The 16061-nt window shown below is 69.4% G+C and carries 10 protein-coding genes and 1 pseudogene; 7 read left to right on the forward strand and 4 right to left on the reverse strand.

The window, feature by feature from the left end; all coding sequences use genetic code 11:
• Positions 1–301 precede the first annotated feature (301 nt).
• Positions 302–1393, reverse strand: a complete 1092-nt coding sequence (locus AC07F0_RS19175) for a lytic polysaccharide monooxygenase auxiliary activity family 9 protein (protein ID WP_478980279.1) — start codon at positions 1391–1393, stop codon at positions 302–304.
• 319 nt (positions 1394–1712) lie between these two features.
• Here AC07F0_RS19175 and AC07F0_RS19180 point away from each other — a divergent pair, with 319 nt between their 5' ends.
• On the forward strand, positions 1713–2141 hold the full coding sequence (locus tag AC07F0_RS19180) for an MmpS family transport accessory protein (RefSeq protein ID WP_478980281.1): 429 nt from the start codon (positions 1713–1715) through the stop codon (positions 2139–2141).
• Positions 2142–2347: 206 nt separating this feature from the next.
• Here AC07F0_RS19180 and AC07F0_RS19185 read toward each other — a convergent pair whose 3' ends face one another.
• Entirely contained in the window at positions 2348–3343 is a 996-nt protein-coding gene (locus tag AC07F0_RS19185; protein WP_478980283.1) for an acetylxylan esterase, read from the reverse strand.
• 231 nt (positions 3344–3574) lie between these two features.
• On the opposite strand from AC07F0_RS19185, the gene AC07F0_RS19190 reads away from it, so the two are divergent.
• The 6 genes from AC07F0_RS19190 to AC07F0_RS19215 are packed head-to-tail and all read left to right on the forward strand — an operon-like array spanning position 3575 to position 10016.
• A complete protein-coding gene (locus tag AC07F0_RS19190; protein ID WP_478980285.1) occupies positions 3575–4567 on the forward strand; it encodes an ABC transporter permease in 993 nt (330 codons plus the stop codon).
• On the forward strand, positions 4561–5433 hold the full coding sequence (locus AC07F0_RS19195; RefSeq protein ID WP_478980287.1) for a carbohydrate ABC transporter permease: 873 nt from the start codon (positions 4561–4563) through the stop codon (positions 5431–5433). The genes AC07F0_RS19190 and AC07F0_RS19195 overlap by 7 nt, the downstream gene beginning before the upstream one ends.
• 56 nt (positions 5434–5489) lie before the next feature.
• Positions 5490–7145 (forward strand): ABC transporter substrate-binding protein, encoded by a 1656-nt coding sequence (locus AC07F0_RS19200; RefSeq protein WP_478980289.1) that lies wholly within the window; start codon positions 5490–5492, stop codon positions 7143–7145.
• The gene (locus AC07F0_RS19205) at positions 7142–7333 is read left to right on the forward strand and encodes a hypothetical protein (protein ID WP_478980291.1); all 192 of its coding nucleotides are present in this window, start codon (positions 7142–7144) and stop codon (positions 7331–7333) included. Before AC07F0_RS19200 ends, AC07F0_RS19205 begins: the two co-directional genes overlap by 4 nt.
• On the forward strand, positions 7330–8013 hold the full coding sequence (locus AC07F0_RS19210; protein WP_478980293.1) for a hypothetical protein: 684 nt from the start codon (positions 7330–7332) through the stop codon (positions 8011–8013). Before AC07F0_RS19205 ends, AC07F0_RS19210 begins: the two co-directional genes overlap by 4 nt.
• The gene (locus AC07F0_RS19215; RefSeq protein WP_478980295.1) at positions 8010–10016 is read left to right on the forward strand and encodes a beta-galactosidase; all 2007 of its coding nucleotides are present in this window, start codon (positions 8010–8012) and stop codon (positions 10014–10016) included. The genes AC07F0_RS19210 and AC07F0_RS19215 overlap by 4 nt, the downstream gene beginning before the upstream one ends.
• A 6-nt stretch (positions 10017–10022) precedes the next feature.
• On the opposite strand, the gene AC07F0_RS19220 is transcribed toward AC07F0_RS19215, so the two are convergent.
• Together AC07F0_RS19220 and AC07F0_RS19225 are read right to left on the reverse strand one after the other, a co-directional pair.
• Positions 10023–12005: an alpha-glucuronidase gene (locus AC07F0_RS19220; protein ID WP_478980296.1), complete on the reverse strand. Its 1983-nt coding sequence runs from the start codon at positions 12003–12005 to the stop codon at positions 10023–10025.
• A gap of 20 nt (positions 12006–12025) precedes the next feature.
• Positions 12026–15801: pseudogene (locus tag AC07F0_RS19225) on the reverse strand (GH92 family glycosyl hydrolase).
• Between the last annotated feature and the right edge of the window lie 260 nt (positions 15802–16061).

Genomic DNA, 16061 nt, shown 5'->3' on the forward strand with positions numbered 1-16061 from the left:
TCCACGGAGACCTGCACCCCGCCTACATCCTCACCGGCGACGGCACCTCTCGCGGCGTGATCGACTTCGGCGACTTCTGCGCGGTGCCCCGGCCCTCGGCCTCGCCGCCGCCTGGTCCCTGCTGCGCCGCACCCGCGGCCGGCATGCCGGGCGGTAGGCGCCGGCACGGCCCTCACGCTCGGCTGCCCGTTGGTCCTGAGCGACCTTGTCAACACGGACGTCCGGCGGAGAAGCGTGAGCGGCCTGCTGGAGCGAACGGGCCCGGTGGCCGACGTCCACCGGGCCCGCCCGAAGCGATGGTTCAGCCCACCCGGCAGGGCAGGCTCGTCGTACTGTCACCGCCCGAGCCCGAGACGGTGTATCCGAACGTCGCGCTCCTGCCCGGAGCGAGGGAGCCGTTCCAGCCGGCGTTGTGGACCATCACCGACTGGCCGTTGTAGGTGGCGTTGCCGCTCCACAAGCTCTCGATCTTCTGGCCGGACGGCAGCGTCCAGTCGACCATCCAGCCGAGCATCGGGACGGTGCCGGTGTTGGTGACGGTCACCTCGGACTGGTAGCCGCCGTTCCAGCTGCCGGTCGTCTTGCGGGTGGCCGTGCAGGTGCCGGGTACCGGCTCGGAGGGGGTGCCCGGCTCCTTGATGCCGGTCACCTCGCCCTTGCCGCCGTCGAAGACGACGTCCGAGCAGGAGTAGAAGGTCTCCTGGCTGTCGGAGCGCTGCCAGACCATGTAGATGATGTGGCGGCCCGACTTGCCCTCGGGGAGCTTGCCGGTCCAGGCGTAGTTGGCCTCGACCGTGCCCGGGGAGCCGTTCAGCGGCGGGTGGTCGACGCTCAGGAACGGCCTCTCCTCCATGTCGTTCCAGGTGAGGGTCTTCGTCGGGTCGAAGCCGTCCTTGGTGATGTAGACGTAGAACCAGCCCGGATGCGCCGCCCAGGCGTTGTACGAGAAGTCGACCGTCGCGCCCGAGGTGAGGTGGGTGAGCGGCCAGTCCTTGCTGGGCGTGTTGAATCCGGTGAAATTGGTGTTGCCGCCGCTGCACAGCTCGCCGTCCGGTACGAAGCCCCGGGTGCGGCCGGCGCCGTCCGAGCGGAGCACCGAGAACCAGTTGTAGAACGGCGTGGTGCCGCTGACCTGCTGCGCGGCCCGGCACGCCGGGTTGACCGGCTTGATCTCGCCGGTGTCGGTCAGACCGTCTTGCCAGCACAGGAAGGTACGGCTGCCGGGCTTCATGGGCGTGCCGTGCGCCTCGGCCTCGCCGCCGGCCGTCATGACCAGGCCGAGGGCCGGAACGGTGACGAGGAGGGAGAGCAGGACCAGGAAGAAGGCTCTGGCCCGGGCGGGGGGTGCTAAGCGGGGCGTCGGGGGTCCCCCCGAATTTCTTGTCAGGATCATGACAGCACCGTCCGTTCCTCGAGGATACGGGCCTGTGGATGCGTGCACGTGGATGCGCGGGGTGGGGGCGACTCGAGGGCGGGTTCCGGTCCACCGTTATGGGAGCGCTCCCACCCCGCTGTTGCGGAAGTTAGCGCCGGACGGCGCAGTTGTCTACGGCCGCGGCGCAAGAGCACCGGTCGGGAGGGGCGGCTGTACAGGCGGGCTCATGCAGCCTCACCGTCGCCCGGCCAACTGGCTTTGGGTTTTGTGAAGTTGACTTTGCCTTCCCTTCACGGTTGGCTGCCGATCCGACCTTTCATGATCCGGGGGGATTCCTTTGGACCGCACCATCCGTGCGAACCGCACCATCCGTGCAGCCGTCTGCGCGGTCGCCGCCGCCTCTCTCGCGCTCGGTCTCAGCTCCTGTTCCGAGGCGGTCGACCAGGTCGACAAGGCGGTGGACGAGACGTACGAAGTCACCTACGAGGTCACGGGGAAGAACGTCGACTCGATCGAGTTCCACGGCGGTGGCGGCAAGGCCATGGACCCGAAGATCGAGTCGGTGTCGAAGCCCGAACTGCCCTGGAAGAAGACGGTCACGCTGCGCGGCATCATGCCCGCGGCGGTCATGCCGGTCGCCGCCGATCCCGAGGGTGCCCAGGTCACCTGCAAGATCATCCACAAGGGCAAGGTGATCGAGGAGCAGAGTGCCGACGGCCTGGTGACCGCCGGCGGCTGCACCGCGGAGTCCCCGATCGGGAAGTAGCCCGAGTCGCGAGGCCCTGGGCGGTCCGGCGTCCCGATCCGGGGTCCCGGTCGGACCTCAGGTCGGCGCACCGGGTCCCGGTCGGACCTCAGGTCGGCGCACCGGGTCCCGGCCGGACCTCAGGTCGGCGCACCGCGTTCCGGCCGGACCTCAGGACGCCGCACCCCGAACGGTGACCGAACGGTGACCGCGAACCCTCGCGGTCATCACTCCGGGCCGCTCAACACCTCCCGCACCCATCTCAGTTGACGCGCCACCTGTACCGCGTCACCCCCCTCATGCCCGTTGAACGGATACGCGTGGATCTCCTTGCGAGGAGCCGTGCCCGTCAGCTCGGCGTAGCGGTTGAACGCCGCATACGCCCCGCTCGGCGGACACACCGTGTCCCGCAGCCCCACGCCGAAGTGAGCCGGGGCCTGCGCGCGACGGGCGAAGGAGACGCCCTCGACGTAGGACAGCGTGCGGTAGGCGTCGTGCTCGGTGCCCCGGTGGACGGCGAGGTAGGACGCGATCTCCCCGTACGGCCCCACGTCCGTGAGGTCGAGCGCGCGGCGGATGCCGCACAGCAGCGGGGCGGTGACGAGCAGCGCCGCCAGGTCGGGGACGAGCCCCGCGACGGCGAGTGCCAGTCCGCCGCCCTGGCTGTTGCCGACGGCGACGGTCCGCGCGGGGTCGACGCCGGGCAGTTCCCGTACCGCCGTGACCGCGCGGACCGCGTCCGTGATCAGACGGCGGTAGTGGTAGTCCTCGGGTGAGAGCAGGCCGCGTACCGCCGGGCCGGGCCCGCCCGGCGCGGTGGCGTGCGGATCGGGCGTGTCACCGCCGCACCCGTACGCGTCGCCCTGGCCGCGGTTGTCCATGAGCAGGTGCGCGTACCCGGCGTTGACCCAGGTGAGGCGTTCGTGCGGGAGGCCCCGGCCGCGCCCGTACCCGGCGAACTCCACGACGGCGGCCAGGGGTTCGTCTACCCCGGCGGGTCTGCTGAACCAGGCGCGCACCGGGTCACCCGCGAAACCCCGGAACGTCACGTCCCAGGTCCGGATCAGCCGAAGCCCCGTCTCCACCGGCCGCACCGACACCAGCGGGTCCCGCTGGGCGGCCTCCTTCAGGGTGCGCAGCCAGAACGCGTCGAAGTCGGCGGGCTCCCCGATGTCCGGGCGATGGCGCTCCAGTTCCGTCAGCGGCAGGTCGAACGCGGGCACAGCGGCACCTCGCAGGAGTCGGTGGTCATCCAGAAAGTTGCGATGGACCACGGGAGCAGGCCCCTGGGGTCTACCCAGCTTCGACGCGATTCCAACGCGGCCCAGAGGCCCCAACCGACTGTCGCTGCACCCATTGACAGCGCTTTCTGCTGCCCTTAAGTTGCCGCGAAGTTACCGGTAGAAGCTCGAAAGTTTCGGTTCCGCGTCCCATGCCCACGGGAGGCCCGAGCAATGAGCACGTCCACCACATCGGCCCCGCCGGGCACCGAGGATCCGCCTCCGGCCAGAGCCGCACCCCGACGCGGCAAGCGGGCCCCCGCCCGGACCGGCTGGCGGCGGGCGCTGCGCCGCGACTGGCAGTTGTACTCGCTGGCGGTCCTGCCGCTGCTGTTCTTCCTGGTCTTCCGCTACCTGCCGATGATCGGCAACGTCATCGCCTTCCGGCGTTTCGAGCCGGGCGGGTCGATGTTCGGCGAGGAGTGGGTGGGGCTTCGCTATGTGCAGATGTTCCTCAACGACCCCACCTTCTGGCAGGTGTTCCGCAACACCCTGTGGATCGGCGGGCTCACGCTGCTGTTCTGCTTCCCGGTCCCCATCGTGCTGGCGCTGCTGCTCAACGAGGTGCGCCGGCGCTCCCTGAAGCGGTTCGTGCAGTCGGTGTCGTACCTTCCGCACTTCCTGTCCATCGTGATCGTCGCGGGCATCACGATGCAGATGCTGGCCAGTGACGGACCCGTCAACCACATCCTCGGCTGGTTCGGGCACGACCCGATCCGCTTCATCCAGGAACCCGAGTGGTTCCGCACGATCTACGTCGGCTCGGAGATCTGGCAGACCGCCGGCTGGGGCACGATCCTCTATCTCGCCGCGCTCACCACGATCGATGAGGAGCTGTACGAGGCCGCGCGCATCGACGGCGCCAACCGCTGGCAGCAGATCTGGCACGTCACCCTGCCCGGCATCCGGCCCACCATGGTCACGCTGCTGATCCTCAACATCGGCACGTTCATGGCGGTCGGCTTCGAGAAGGTCCTGCTGCTGTACAACCCGCTGACGTACCCGACCGCCGACGTGATCTCGACGTACGTCTACCGGGCCGGTGTGGAGTCCAACAGCTTCAGCTACGCCGCCGCCATCGGACTGTTCGAGGCGATCATCGGCCTGGTCCTCATCACGTCCGCGAACCAGCTCTCGCGCCGCACAGTGGGGACGAGCCTGTGGTGAAGCCGAGTCGTTCCTACCGGGTCTTCCAGGGCGTCAACGGGGTCGTGCTCACCCTCGTCGTGCTGGTGACCCTGTACCCCTTCGTCAACATCCTCGCGCGGTCCTTCAGCGGGGAGCGGCAGATCCGGGCCGGTGAGGTGACCCTGCTGCCCAAGGGGTTCAACCTCACCACGTACGAGATCGTGTTCCAGGACTCGATGTTCTGGCGGAACTACGGCAACACCGTGCTCTACACGGTCGTGGCGACGGCCGTGGCCATGGTGCTGACGACCTGTTACGCCTATGTGCTGTCGAAGAAGCAGCTCAAGGGCCGCGGTCTGCTCGTCGGTATCGCCGTGTTCACCATGTTCTTCACCGGCGGTCTGATCCCGAACTACATCCTGGTCACCAGCCTCGGCCTGAAGAACAGCGTCTGGGCGATCGCCCTGCCCAACGCGATCAGCGTCTTCAACCTCCTGGTCATGAAGGCCTTCTTCGAGAACCTGCCGACCGAACTGGAGGAGGCCGCGCAGATCGACGGCCTCAGCACGTACGGCATCCTGCTCAAGATCGTCCTGCCGCTGTCCAAGGCGGTCGTCGCGACGATGGTGCTGTTCTACTCGGTGTCCTTCTGGAACTCCTGGTTCAGCGCCTTCCTCTACATGGACCGCACGGATCTGATGCCGGTCACCGTCTACCTCCGCAACCTCATCCAGGGCGCCACCGGCGGCGGCAACGCCGGCGCGGGCACGGAGCAGCTCAGCCAGGTCGGCGCGAACATCCAGTCGGTGACCATCGTCCTCACCGCCCTGCCGATCCTCTGCGTGTACCCGTTCGTCCAGCGCTACTTCGTCTCGGGCGTGATGCTCGGCGCGGTCAAGGGCTGACGCCGCCTTCCCGGCTCGCTTACGGAACAACTCGCTTACGGAACAAAGGAGTCTCCGTGAAGAACGCAGGACAGCTGTCGCGGCGCCAGGTACTCGCCGCCGCCGGCTTCATCGGCCTCGCCACGGTCACCGGCTGCGGCAGCTCAGACGACGGCGGGGACGGCAAGGACCTGTCGAAGAAACAGAACGGCGCGATGAAGAACTACCGGGCCGGGCAGCAGTTCAAGGCCGCCAAGCCGCTGTCCTTCTCGGTGCTGCACAACAACAACCCGGTCTACCCGATGAAGGACGGCTGGCTGTTCTGGAAGGAACTCACCCAGCGCACCGGCGTCACCCTCAAACCGGTCGACGTTCCCCTGGCCGACTACGAGAAGAAGCGCAGCGTCCTCATCGGGGCCGGGGACGCCCCGTTCCTCATCCCGAAGACGTACCACCCCTCCGAGGTCGCCTTCGTCTCGTCCGGCGCGATCCTCCCGGTCAGCGACTACGTGCACCTGATGCCCAACTTCCGCGACAAGGTGCGCAGATGGAAGCTGGAGCCCGAGCTCGACTCCATCCGGCAGTCCGACGGCAAGTACTACCTGCTGCCCGGACTGCACGAGAAGGCCAAGGCCGGTTACTCGCTGTCCTTCCGCACGGACGTCCTCGACAAGCACGGCCTGAGCCTGCCCACCACCTGGGACGAGGTGCACGACGTCCTCAAGGCGCTCAAGGAGGAGTACCCCGGCACGTACCCCTTCTCCGACCGGTGGAGCACCAACACCCCGTTCCCCTGCGGCGCCTTGTTCGGCTACCTCGGCCAGGCCTTCGGCGTCCGGGCCGGATGGGCGTACGACAACATCAGCTTCGACCACAAGGCGCAGAAGTTCGTCTTCACCGGCGCCCAGGACGGCTACCGCCAGATGGTCGAGTATCTGCGCGGGCTCGTCTCCGACAAGCTCATGGACCCCGAGAGCTTCAGCCAGACCGACGACCAGGCCGTGCAGAAGCTCCTCGCGGAGAAGTCCTACGCGATCAGCGCCAACCCGCAGGAGCTGGTGCAGAACTACCGCTACAACCTGGAGAAGCAGGTCGACGGGGCCAGGATCGAGATGGTCCCGGTGCCCCTCGGGCCGGCCGGCCCGGTCGTGCTCGGGGGCACCCGTCTGGAGAACGGCGTCATGGTCGCCGGCAAGGCCCTCAAGAGCGACAGCTTCGTCGCGATGATGCAGTTCCTCGACTGGCTCTGGTACTCGGACGAGGGCCAGAAGTTCTGCAAGTGGGGTGTCGAGGGCGTCACCTACACGGAATCCGGCGGCCGGCCCAAGCTGAAACCCGGCATCTCCCTGATGGGCTCCGACCCGGACGCCCCGAAGGACCTCCAGAAGGACTACGGCTTCTTCAACGGCGTCTTCACCTACGGCGGCAGCTGGGCCCTGGTCTCCTCCTCGTTCAGCCCGGACGAGAAGAAGTTCCAGGACGCCATGGCCCAGCGCCGGCAACTGCCCATCGACCCGGCCCACCCCCTGCAGTCCTTCGAACAGGAACAGGCCACCCTCTGGGACACCCCACTCAAGGACACCGTCATCCAGAACACCCTCAAGTTCGTCCTCGGCAAACGGCCGCTGTCCGAATGGAACGCCTACCTCGCCGAACTGAAGTCGAAGAACATGCAGCAACTCGTCGACCTGCACAACAAGGCCTACGAGCGGTTCAAGAAGGAGAACGGGTGATCCCTGTCCCCGACGCGCCGACGGACCGTCTGCCCGACACCCGCCGACACCGCGCCGACGCCGGCCGCGTCGACCTGCCCCTGATCCCGAGCCGCCATGAGGTCACCCTCGTCGAGCTCACCCCGGTCGTCGACGAGATCCCGCCCTGGTGGGACGAGCGGCACCTGTCCGGCCGGAAGGCGGCATGAGCACCGTACGCACCTCCGACTTCGGAACCGGAGCCCTCTCCCGCGCCTCCGCCCTGATCCACACCCTCCTCACCATCGAGGCGCTGCTGCTCCTCGCCGCCTCCCCGGGCCTGGCCGGACTGCTCCTGGTCGGCCCCGACCCGGCCAACCTCCCCCTCGCGGCCCTGTGCCTGCTGCCCCTCGGCCCGGCCCTGTCCGCCGCGCTCTACGCCCTCCACCACCGCAGCCGGGACCTCACCGAGCTGCGTCCGGCCCGCGCCTTCCTGCGCGGCTGGCGGCTCAACGCCGTACCGGCGCTGAAGCTGTGGGCACCGCTGCTGGCCTGGCTGACGGTCATCGCCTTCACCCTGACCCACTTCTCCGCGACCGGCCTGCCCGGCTGGTGGGCGCTGCTGCTCGCGGCGATCGGCGCCGGCTCCCTCCTGTGGGGCGCGCACGCCCTCGTCCTCACCTCGCTGTTCGCCTTCCGCGCCCGGGACACCGCCCGCCTCGCCGGGTACTTCCTGGTCCGGCACGGCCGCGCCACCTTCACCGCCGCCTCCCTGTTCGTCCTGGCGGCAGCGATGACCGCCCTGCTGACCGAGGCACTTCCCGCCCTGCTGGCCGCCCCGCTGCTGCTGTCCCTGCTGCACGGCAGCCGCACGGTGATCACCGAGACCCAGGAGGACTTCACGGCATGACCGCGCCCCGCACCCCGAAGATCCCCTACGGCGGTGACTACAACCCCGAGCAGTGGCCCGAGACCGTCTGGGACGACGACCATCGCCTGTTCACCCGGGCCGGCATCGACACCCTCACCGTCGGCGTGTTCACCTGGTCCCTCACCCAACCGTCCCCGGACACCTACGACTTCACGGTCCTGGACCGCATCCTGGACCGGGCCGCGGCCGAGGGACGCCAGGTGTGCCTGGCCACCGGCACCGCCGCCCTCCCGCCCTGGCTCGCCAAGCGGCACCCCGAGGTCAACCGCACCGACTTCGAAGGCCGCCGCCACCGCTACGGCCAACGCCACAACTTCTGCCCCAGCTCACCGGCGTACCGCGAGCACGCCACCGCGCTGGCCTCCCGCCTCGCCCAGCGGTACGCCGACTACTCCGCCCTGCTCGCCTGGCACATCAACAACGAGTACGGCGGCGCCTGCTACTGCGAGCTGTGCGCCGAGGCGTTCCGGGAGTGGCTCCGCGACCGGCACGGCACCCTCGACGCCCTCAACGACGCCTGGTGGACCACCTTCTGGTCACACCGCTACACCGACTGGAACCAGATCGAGCCACCCAGCGCCCTCACCGAACACTGGCGCGGCCCCGACCACACCGCCTTCCAGGGCATCACCCTCGACTGGTTCCGCTTCACCACCGACGCCCTCCTCGGCTGCTTCATGGCCGAGAAGGAGGTGATCCGCGCCCACGACCAGGACACACCCGTCACCACCAACTTCATGGGCACCTTTCGCCCCCTCGACTACCACCGCTGGGCGCCCCACCTCGACTTCGCCTCCTGGGACAACTACCCGCCCCTGGACGCCCCGCCGACCCGGCCCGCCCTCGCCCACGACCTGATGCGCGGCCTGAAGGACGGTGCCCCCTTCTGGCTGATGGAGCAGACGCCGTCCACCACCGCCTGCCGTGACGTCAACCCGCTCCGGCGGCCCGGCGAACTCCGCCTCGCCACCTTCCAGGCCATCGCCCACGGCGCGGACGCCGCCCTCTACTTCCAGATGCGCGCTTCACGGGGCGCCTGCGAGAAGTACCACGGAGCCGTCATCGGCCACGCCGGCCGCGACGACACCCGCGTCTTCCGCGAAGTCGCCGAGCTGGGACGGGAACTGGAGTCCCTGGGCGACCGGACCCTCGGCGCCCGGACCCCGGCCCGCATCGCCCTCCTCTTCGACTGGGACAGCTGGTGGGCCCTGGAGCTCTCCGACGGCCCGTCCCGGCTGGTCAAGTACCCGGACGTGGTCCACGCCTACTACCGGGCCGCCCGCGAGGCCGGAGCCGACGTGGACGTGATCCCGCAGAACGCCGACCTCACGCCCTACGACGTGGTGCTCGCCCCCGTCCTCCACATGATCAGGGGTGACCTCGCCACCCGCCTGGAAGGACTGGCCGCACGCGGCGGCACGGTCCTGGCCACCTTCCTCTCCGGCCGCGTCGACGCACACGACCGCGCCTTCCTCACCGACGTCCCCGGCCCGCTCGCGCCGCTGATGGGCGTCCGCGTGGACGAATGGGACGCCCGCCCACCGGAGTTCACCCAGCCCATCCCCGAACTGCAGGCCGAGGCACGGCTCGTCTTCGAGCTCGTGCTGCCACACGGCGCCGAACCGGTCGCCACCTACGGCACCGACTTCTACGCCGGCACCCCCGCGGTCACCCGCAACCGCTTCGGCGACGGCGAGGGCTGGTATGTCGCCACCGCCCTCGGCCAACCGGGCGTCGACCGGGTCGTCCGCCGCGTCCTGGCCCGCCACGACCTGCTCGGCCCCTACGCCGACCACCCGGCGGTGGAGACCGCCACCCGTGTCACCCCCGACGGCACCCCGCTCCTCTTCCTCCTCAACCACGCCCCCGAACCGGCCCGTCTGACGGCTCACACCACGGTCACCGACCTGCTCACCGGCAAACGGGTGGACCAGGGCGAGCCCCTGGTCCTCGACCCCCTGGGCGTCGCGATCCTTCAATGAAGTCCCTCAGTAGATCCGCCGCCCCCGCTCGTCCCGCACCCCCGACTTGCGGAAGAAGTAACTGTTGATCTGGTCGCGCCACTCACGGGCACTGCGGAGCTGCTCCTCGTACCGCTCCGCCACCCGCGCGTGCCGCGCCGGGTCCACCAGGTCCGCCAGGCCCGCCCACACGCGACGGGCCTCCTCGACCTCCTCCACCCCCTCGAAGTGCGTGCCGTAGATGTGCTGGATCACGGTCTTCCCGCTCTTCAGCAGATGCCCGTACGGCACATGGTGGAAGAACAGCAGCAGCTCGTCGGGGCAGGTGTCCGGCGACTCGTACAGCCCGGCCCACGGCTGGGCGTACTGACCGGCGTACCCGGTGCCGGTCGCCACGCTTCGGTCGACGCCGATGCCGTCCCGGTCGGCGAAGTGGTAGGTGCCCCACGGGCTGTACTCGTACCCGTCGACGCTCGGCCCGTAGTGATGGCCCGGCTGCACCATCCATCCCACGCCGAGCGGAGCGGTGTACTTCTCGTACGTCCGCCAGGAGCCGTCGAGTACCGCGTGCAGCCCGTCCGACAGGCGCTCCGGAGCCTCGGGGAAGGTCAGCCCGATCCACTCGTCGAGCACCTCACGCGGCTCGGCGTCCGGCCGCCAGGCCAGCCGTCCGAAGGTGTACAGGTTGGCCTGGGCGAGGGGATGCCCCGTCCAGAACGGATCATCGCCTGCGTTGGACACCGCGACCAGCCCGCCCCCCGCCCGTTCCCCCACGGACGACTCCGGCTCGTGCCGGAACCGCAGCACCTCGCTCCACATCGGCCCCAGCCAGCAGACGTGCCGCTGCTGCCCGGTGTACTCCTGGGTGACCTGCAACTCCACCGCAAGCCGGGTGCGCGGCATCGCGCCGATCAACGGCGACACCGGCTCGCGCACCTGGAAGTCCATCGGCCCGTGCTTCACCTGGAGCACCGCGTTGGCGGCGAACTCGCCGTCCAGCGGCACGAAGTGGTCGTACGCGGCCCGGGCCCGGTCCGTCGTACGGTCCCGCCAGTCCTGGCGGTGGTCGTAGACGAACGCCCTCCAGTGGACGGTACCGCCGTACCGCTCCACAGCGGCGGCCAGCATGTTCGCTCCGTCCGCGTGACTGCGGCCGTAGGCGAACGGGCCCGGCTGGCCCTCCGAGTCGGCCTTCACGACGTACCCGCCGAAGTCGGGGATCGCCTCGTACACCCGTCGTGTCGCCGTGGCCCACCAACCCCGCACCGCCTCGTCCAGCGGATCGGCCGTGGGCAGCCCGCCCAGCACCACCGGCGCGGCGAAGGACACGCACAGGTGGGTGCGGATCCCATAGGGCCGCAGCACGCCGGCGATCGCGGCCACGTCGCCGATCCGGTCGGTCAGCAGGTGCGCCTCGGTCTCGTGCACGTTGACGTTGTTGACGGCGACCGCGTTGATCCCGCACGCCGCGAGCAGCCTGCCGTACGCCCGCACCCGCTCCAGGTCGCCGCGCGCCCGCCCGTCCTCCCAGAACAGCGAGCCGCCCGCGTACCCGCGCTCCACCTGGCCCATCACCGGGTGCACGGCGACGTTGTCCCAGTGGTCGAGCATGCGCAGGGCGAGCGCGGGGCGATGCGTCCGGCGCGCCCGCGCACCGGCGAACGCCGCCTCGCCGAGCCGTACGACATGGAACAGCCCGTACAGCAGCCCCCGCCCGCCGGAGGCGGTGACGACCGTCGTGCCGCCCTCACGCGCGCAGGTGAAGCCCTCGTCACCGAGGCTCTCGTCGCCGAGGTCGAGGACCAGGTCGTAGGTGCCGTCCGGCACGGCACCTCGTACCACCCGGCCCCCGAACCGCCGGCAGGCCTCCGCCACCTCCCCGTGCACCGTCTCCACCAGCGGCCCCGATCCACGGATCAGCGTCCGCCGGCTGCCGACCGCACGGAAGGCGGCGGGCGGCAGCCAGGCCGGGTCGACACCCGCGGGCAGGACGGGCACGGGAAGCGGCATGGGACCCCCAACTCAGCTGCTCAGGCGAGCAGTTCGACCTCCGCCAGGGTGGCCTCGCCGTCGAGGACCAGGCGGTACTTCTCGTACGTACCCGGCGACCTCACGCTGAACGCGCGTGTTCCCCGGAACGCCGGTCCAGCGTCCGCCAGGTCGTGCCGTCCAAGGAGCCCTGGAGCGTCCAGCCACTCGGCGCCTTCACCCGGTCCGCCGACGACGTCAGCGTGTACTGGACCGCTTCGGCGCGCTCGGGGACCGGCAGGTCCACGGACGTCACCGCCGCGTCCGTCGCCGAGGTGTCGTCGAACAGGGCGCCCTCACCACCGAGCACGTCCGCCCGGGGCGTCGGCACCTCGTCGTCCTGAGTGATCGACACCGGCGCCGCGTGCTTGCCCGTGCCCCACGACGACGGCCGCGGACCCATGTCGAACTCCAGGACGCCGCCCCTGGCGACCAGCCAATGGGGCAGGGAGGTCTTCGTCCACGTCCGGCCGTTGACCGTCAGCCCCTGCACGTACACGTTCCGCGCGCTGTTCTCCGGTGCCTTCACCACCAGCTCGCGCCCGTTCTCCAGATGCACGGTCGCCTTCCTGAACAGCGGGGAGCCGATCGCGTACTCGCCGCTGCCCATCACCAGCGGGTAGAAGCCGAGCGCGGAGAACAGGTACCAGGCCGACTGCTCGCCGTTGTCCTCGTCGCCGTGGTACCCCTGGCCGATCTCGCTGCCGGTGTAGAGCCGGGACAGCACCTCGCGGACCTTCTCCTGCGCCTTCCAGGGCTGCCCGGCCGCGTCGTACATGTAGATGGCGTGGTGGGCGACCTGGTTGGAGTGCCCGTACATGCCCATCCGCACGTCCCGTGCCTCGGTCATCTCGTGGATGACACCGCCGTACGAGCCGACGAACTCGGGGGAGGCCGTCTCGGGCGTGGAGAAGTACGCGTCGAGCTTGTCGGCGAGGCCCTTCCGGCCGCCGTACAGATTGGCCAGACCGCGACTGTCCTGCGGGGCGGTGAACGCGTATCCCCAGCCGTTGGTCTCGGTGTAGTCGTGACCCCACACCCGCGGGTCGTACGTCGAGGATTCGACCCGCCAGTCGCCCTTGGCGTCGCGGCCCTGGAAGAAACCGGCCTTCGGATCGAAGAGGTTCACGTAGTCGCGGGCGCGGTCCAGGAAGTACTCCGACTCCTCCTTGTAGCGCCGCTCACCGGTCTCCTCGTACAGCTTCCGTCCCATGCGGGAGATGCCGTAGTCGTTGAGGTAGCCCTCCAGCGCCCAGGACAGGCCCTCGTGGGTCTCGGTGCTCGTGTAGCCGAGGAAGGGGGAGGTGGCCATGCCCTTGCGGCCGACGCCCGGGTTCGGGGGCACGACCGTCGCGTTCTTCACGGCCGCGTCGTACGCCGCCTTCGCGTCGAAGTCGACGCCCTTCATGTAGGCGTCCGCGAACGCCACGTCCGAGGAGGTGCCGGTCATGAGGTCGGCGTAGCCGGGGGAGGACCAGCGTGAGGTCCAGCCGCCGTCCTTGTACTGCTGCACGAACCCGTCGACCAGCTCGCCCGCCCTGCTTGGCGTGAGGAAGGAGTACGCAGGCCAGGTCGTCCGGTAGGTGTCCCAGAAGCCGTTGTTGACGTACACCGTGCCGTCGACGATCTTCGCGCCGGTGTGCGTCGGGGTGTCCGGATTCGGCATGGGGGAGAAGGGCGAGGCGTACTGGTCCTTCCCGCCGACCTTCTCGAAACCGGAGTTCGGGTACAGGTACAGCCGGTACAGGCTGGAGTACAGCGTCGTCAGCTGGTCGGGGGTGGCGCCCTCGACCTCCACCTTGCCCAGCAGCCGGTCCCACTGCCTCTGGGCGTTCCGCTTCACCGCCTCGAAGGAGGTGCCGTCCGGGATCTCCTGGCGGAGGTTGTCCCTGGCCTGGTCGACGCTGATGAGCGAGGTCGCCAGGCGCAGGGTGACGGTCCGGTCGTCGGCCTCGAAGCGGAGGTGGCCCTTCACGCCGGACGTCGAGCTCTCGGTGACCGGCTTGTCGAACTCGCCGTAGACGAACAGCCGGGTCGCGCCCGTCGACAGGCCGGACTTCACGTCCGAGTAGCCGGTGACGATCCCGTTGTCCTGGTCGAGCGTGAGCCCCGCCTGGTCCGTCACGTTGTCGAAGAGGACGCTCGCGTCGTCGCCGGGGTAGGTGAAGCGCAGTGCCGCCGCGTGGTCGGTCGGCGCCATCTCGGCCTTCAGCCCGTTCTCGAACCGCACCCCGTAGTAGTACGGCCGTGCGGTCTCGTTCTCGTGCCGGAAGGCCAGCTCCCGGGCCTCCCGGCCGGTGTCCGGGGTGCCGGAGGCGGCCGACGGCATCACCTGGAAGGTCTGCCGGTCACCCATCCAGGGGCTCGGCTCGTGGCTCGCGCTGAACGCCTGGATGGTCGGCAGGTTGTCCGCGTTGTTCGCACGTGCGTAGTCATACAGCCAGCTGAGCGAACCCGCGTTGGTCACGGGCGTCCAGAAGTTGAAGCCGTGCGGCACCGCCGTCGCCGGGAAGTTGTTGCCGCGGGAGAAGCCGCCGCTCGAGTTGGTGCCGCGCGTCGTGACCGCGTAGTCGGACAGATGCGCCTTCGGCCGCTCGGGTGCGACGGACTCGATGGTCACGTCGTCCAGCCAGCCCCGGAACCTCGCCGGGCCCTTGGGGGAGTCGTACGCCACCAGGATCCGGTCCACGGTCTTCCCGGCCGCGACCGACCCGATCCGCGAGGCCACGTCGTTCCACTGGTTGACGTAGAGGATCTTCGCCGCGCCCTGCCCCTGCGGGGTCAGCGGGAATCCGTGCTGGTCGGTGGCGCGCAGGTCGCTCAGGTGGGTGCCGTCGGTGAAGGCGAGGTCGACGGAGACGTTCGTCGCGTCGTAGTCGAGGTCGCCGTCCGCCATGGACGGGAAGATGCGGTAAGCCAGCCGCGTGTTCCTCCCGACGGCCACGTTCACGTCGAAGACCTTGTTGTACGAGTACGCCCGCCCGTCGGCGGTGTGCCGGCCGGCGTACCGCAGGGCGCGCTTTCCGGTGAACCCGGCGCCCGCCTTGGCGGTGGGGGACCCGCTCGGTCCGCGGTCGACGAGGGAGAGCATGTCCTGCGGGACGGGTCCGTCGCCGCCGCCGGTGGAGAACTGGACGTCGGCGAGCTGGAGGATGTCGCCGCCGTTGTTGGCGGTGACGTCGAGCCGGAAGTGCCGGTACTCCGCCGGCTCCGCAACGTCGTACGTCCTGGTCTGGAACCGCTCGGAGAAGGACTCCCCGGAGCGGGAGTCGAGCGTCTTCCACTCCTTGCCGTCGGCGGAGCCCTTCAGGGCCCAGTCCTTCGGGTCGCGCTCGGCGTGGTCATTGGCCGATGTCAGTGCGTATCGCGCCAGTTCGACCGGCTTGTCCAGGTCGAACTCCACCCAGCCGGTGGGCTCGAAGGCGAGCCACTTGGTGCTCGGTTCCCCGTCGGCGAGGTTCTCCTTCACCTCGCCCCCGCCGGTGTTCTCAGCGCTGGCCCTGACATCGGTGACGTGGTCGGTCACATTGCCCGGTATGCCGCTGCTGTAGCCGCCGTCGACACCCGAGGCGCGTTTGCCGCCGCCGGGGTCGGTGTCCACGGTGTTCAGCCAGTCCGGAACCGGGTCGTCCGCCTCGAAGGAGGAGGCGAAACTCCGGTCGGCCTTCTCGGGGGTTTCGGGCAGTGCGACCGCAACGCCCTGAGAACCCAGGGTCACGGCGAAGGCGGTCGCCGACACGACCGCCGTACCCCATCTGTGCCGAGCTTTCCGTTGCATCAACGGGTACCCTCCCTGCGCAGTGGACAACGTTGTCAACTTCGATGCGCAAGGACCAGTAGTTGCCCAAGTGTCTAGGAGTGTCAAGGGTGTTGGTTGTGGCATTCGGGGGCGATGACCGGGATATTTCCGCCGAGGAACGGGCAGAGCACTCGACTTTCCGTGAGGTCTCAACTCGGATAAGACCCACGCCCAACCCTGTGTTCGATGTTGATCCGCTGGCGGGAAGTGGACTATACCTGTCGCACGCTTCACACGAT

This window comes from Streptomyces sp. NPDC045955 (genome assembly GCF_056430805.1).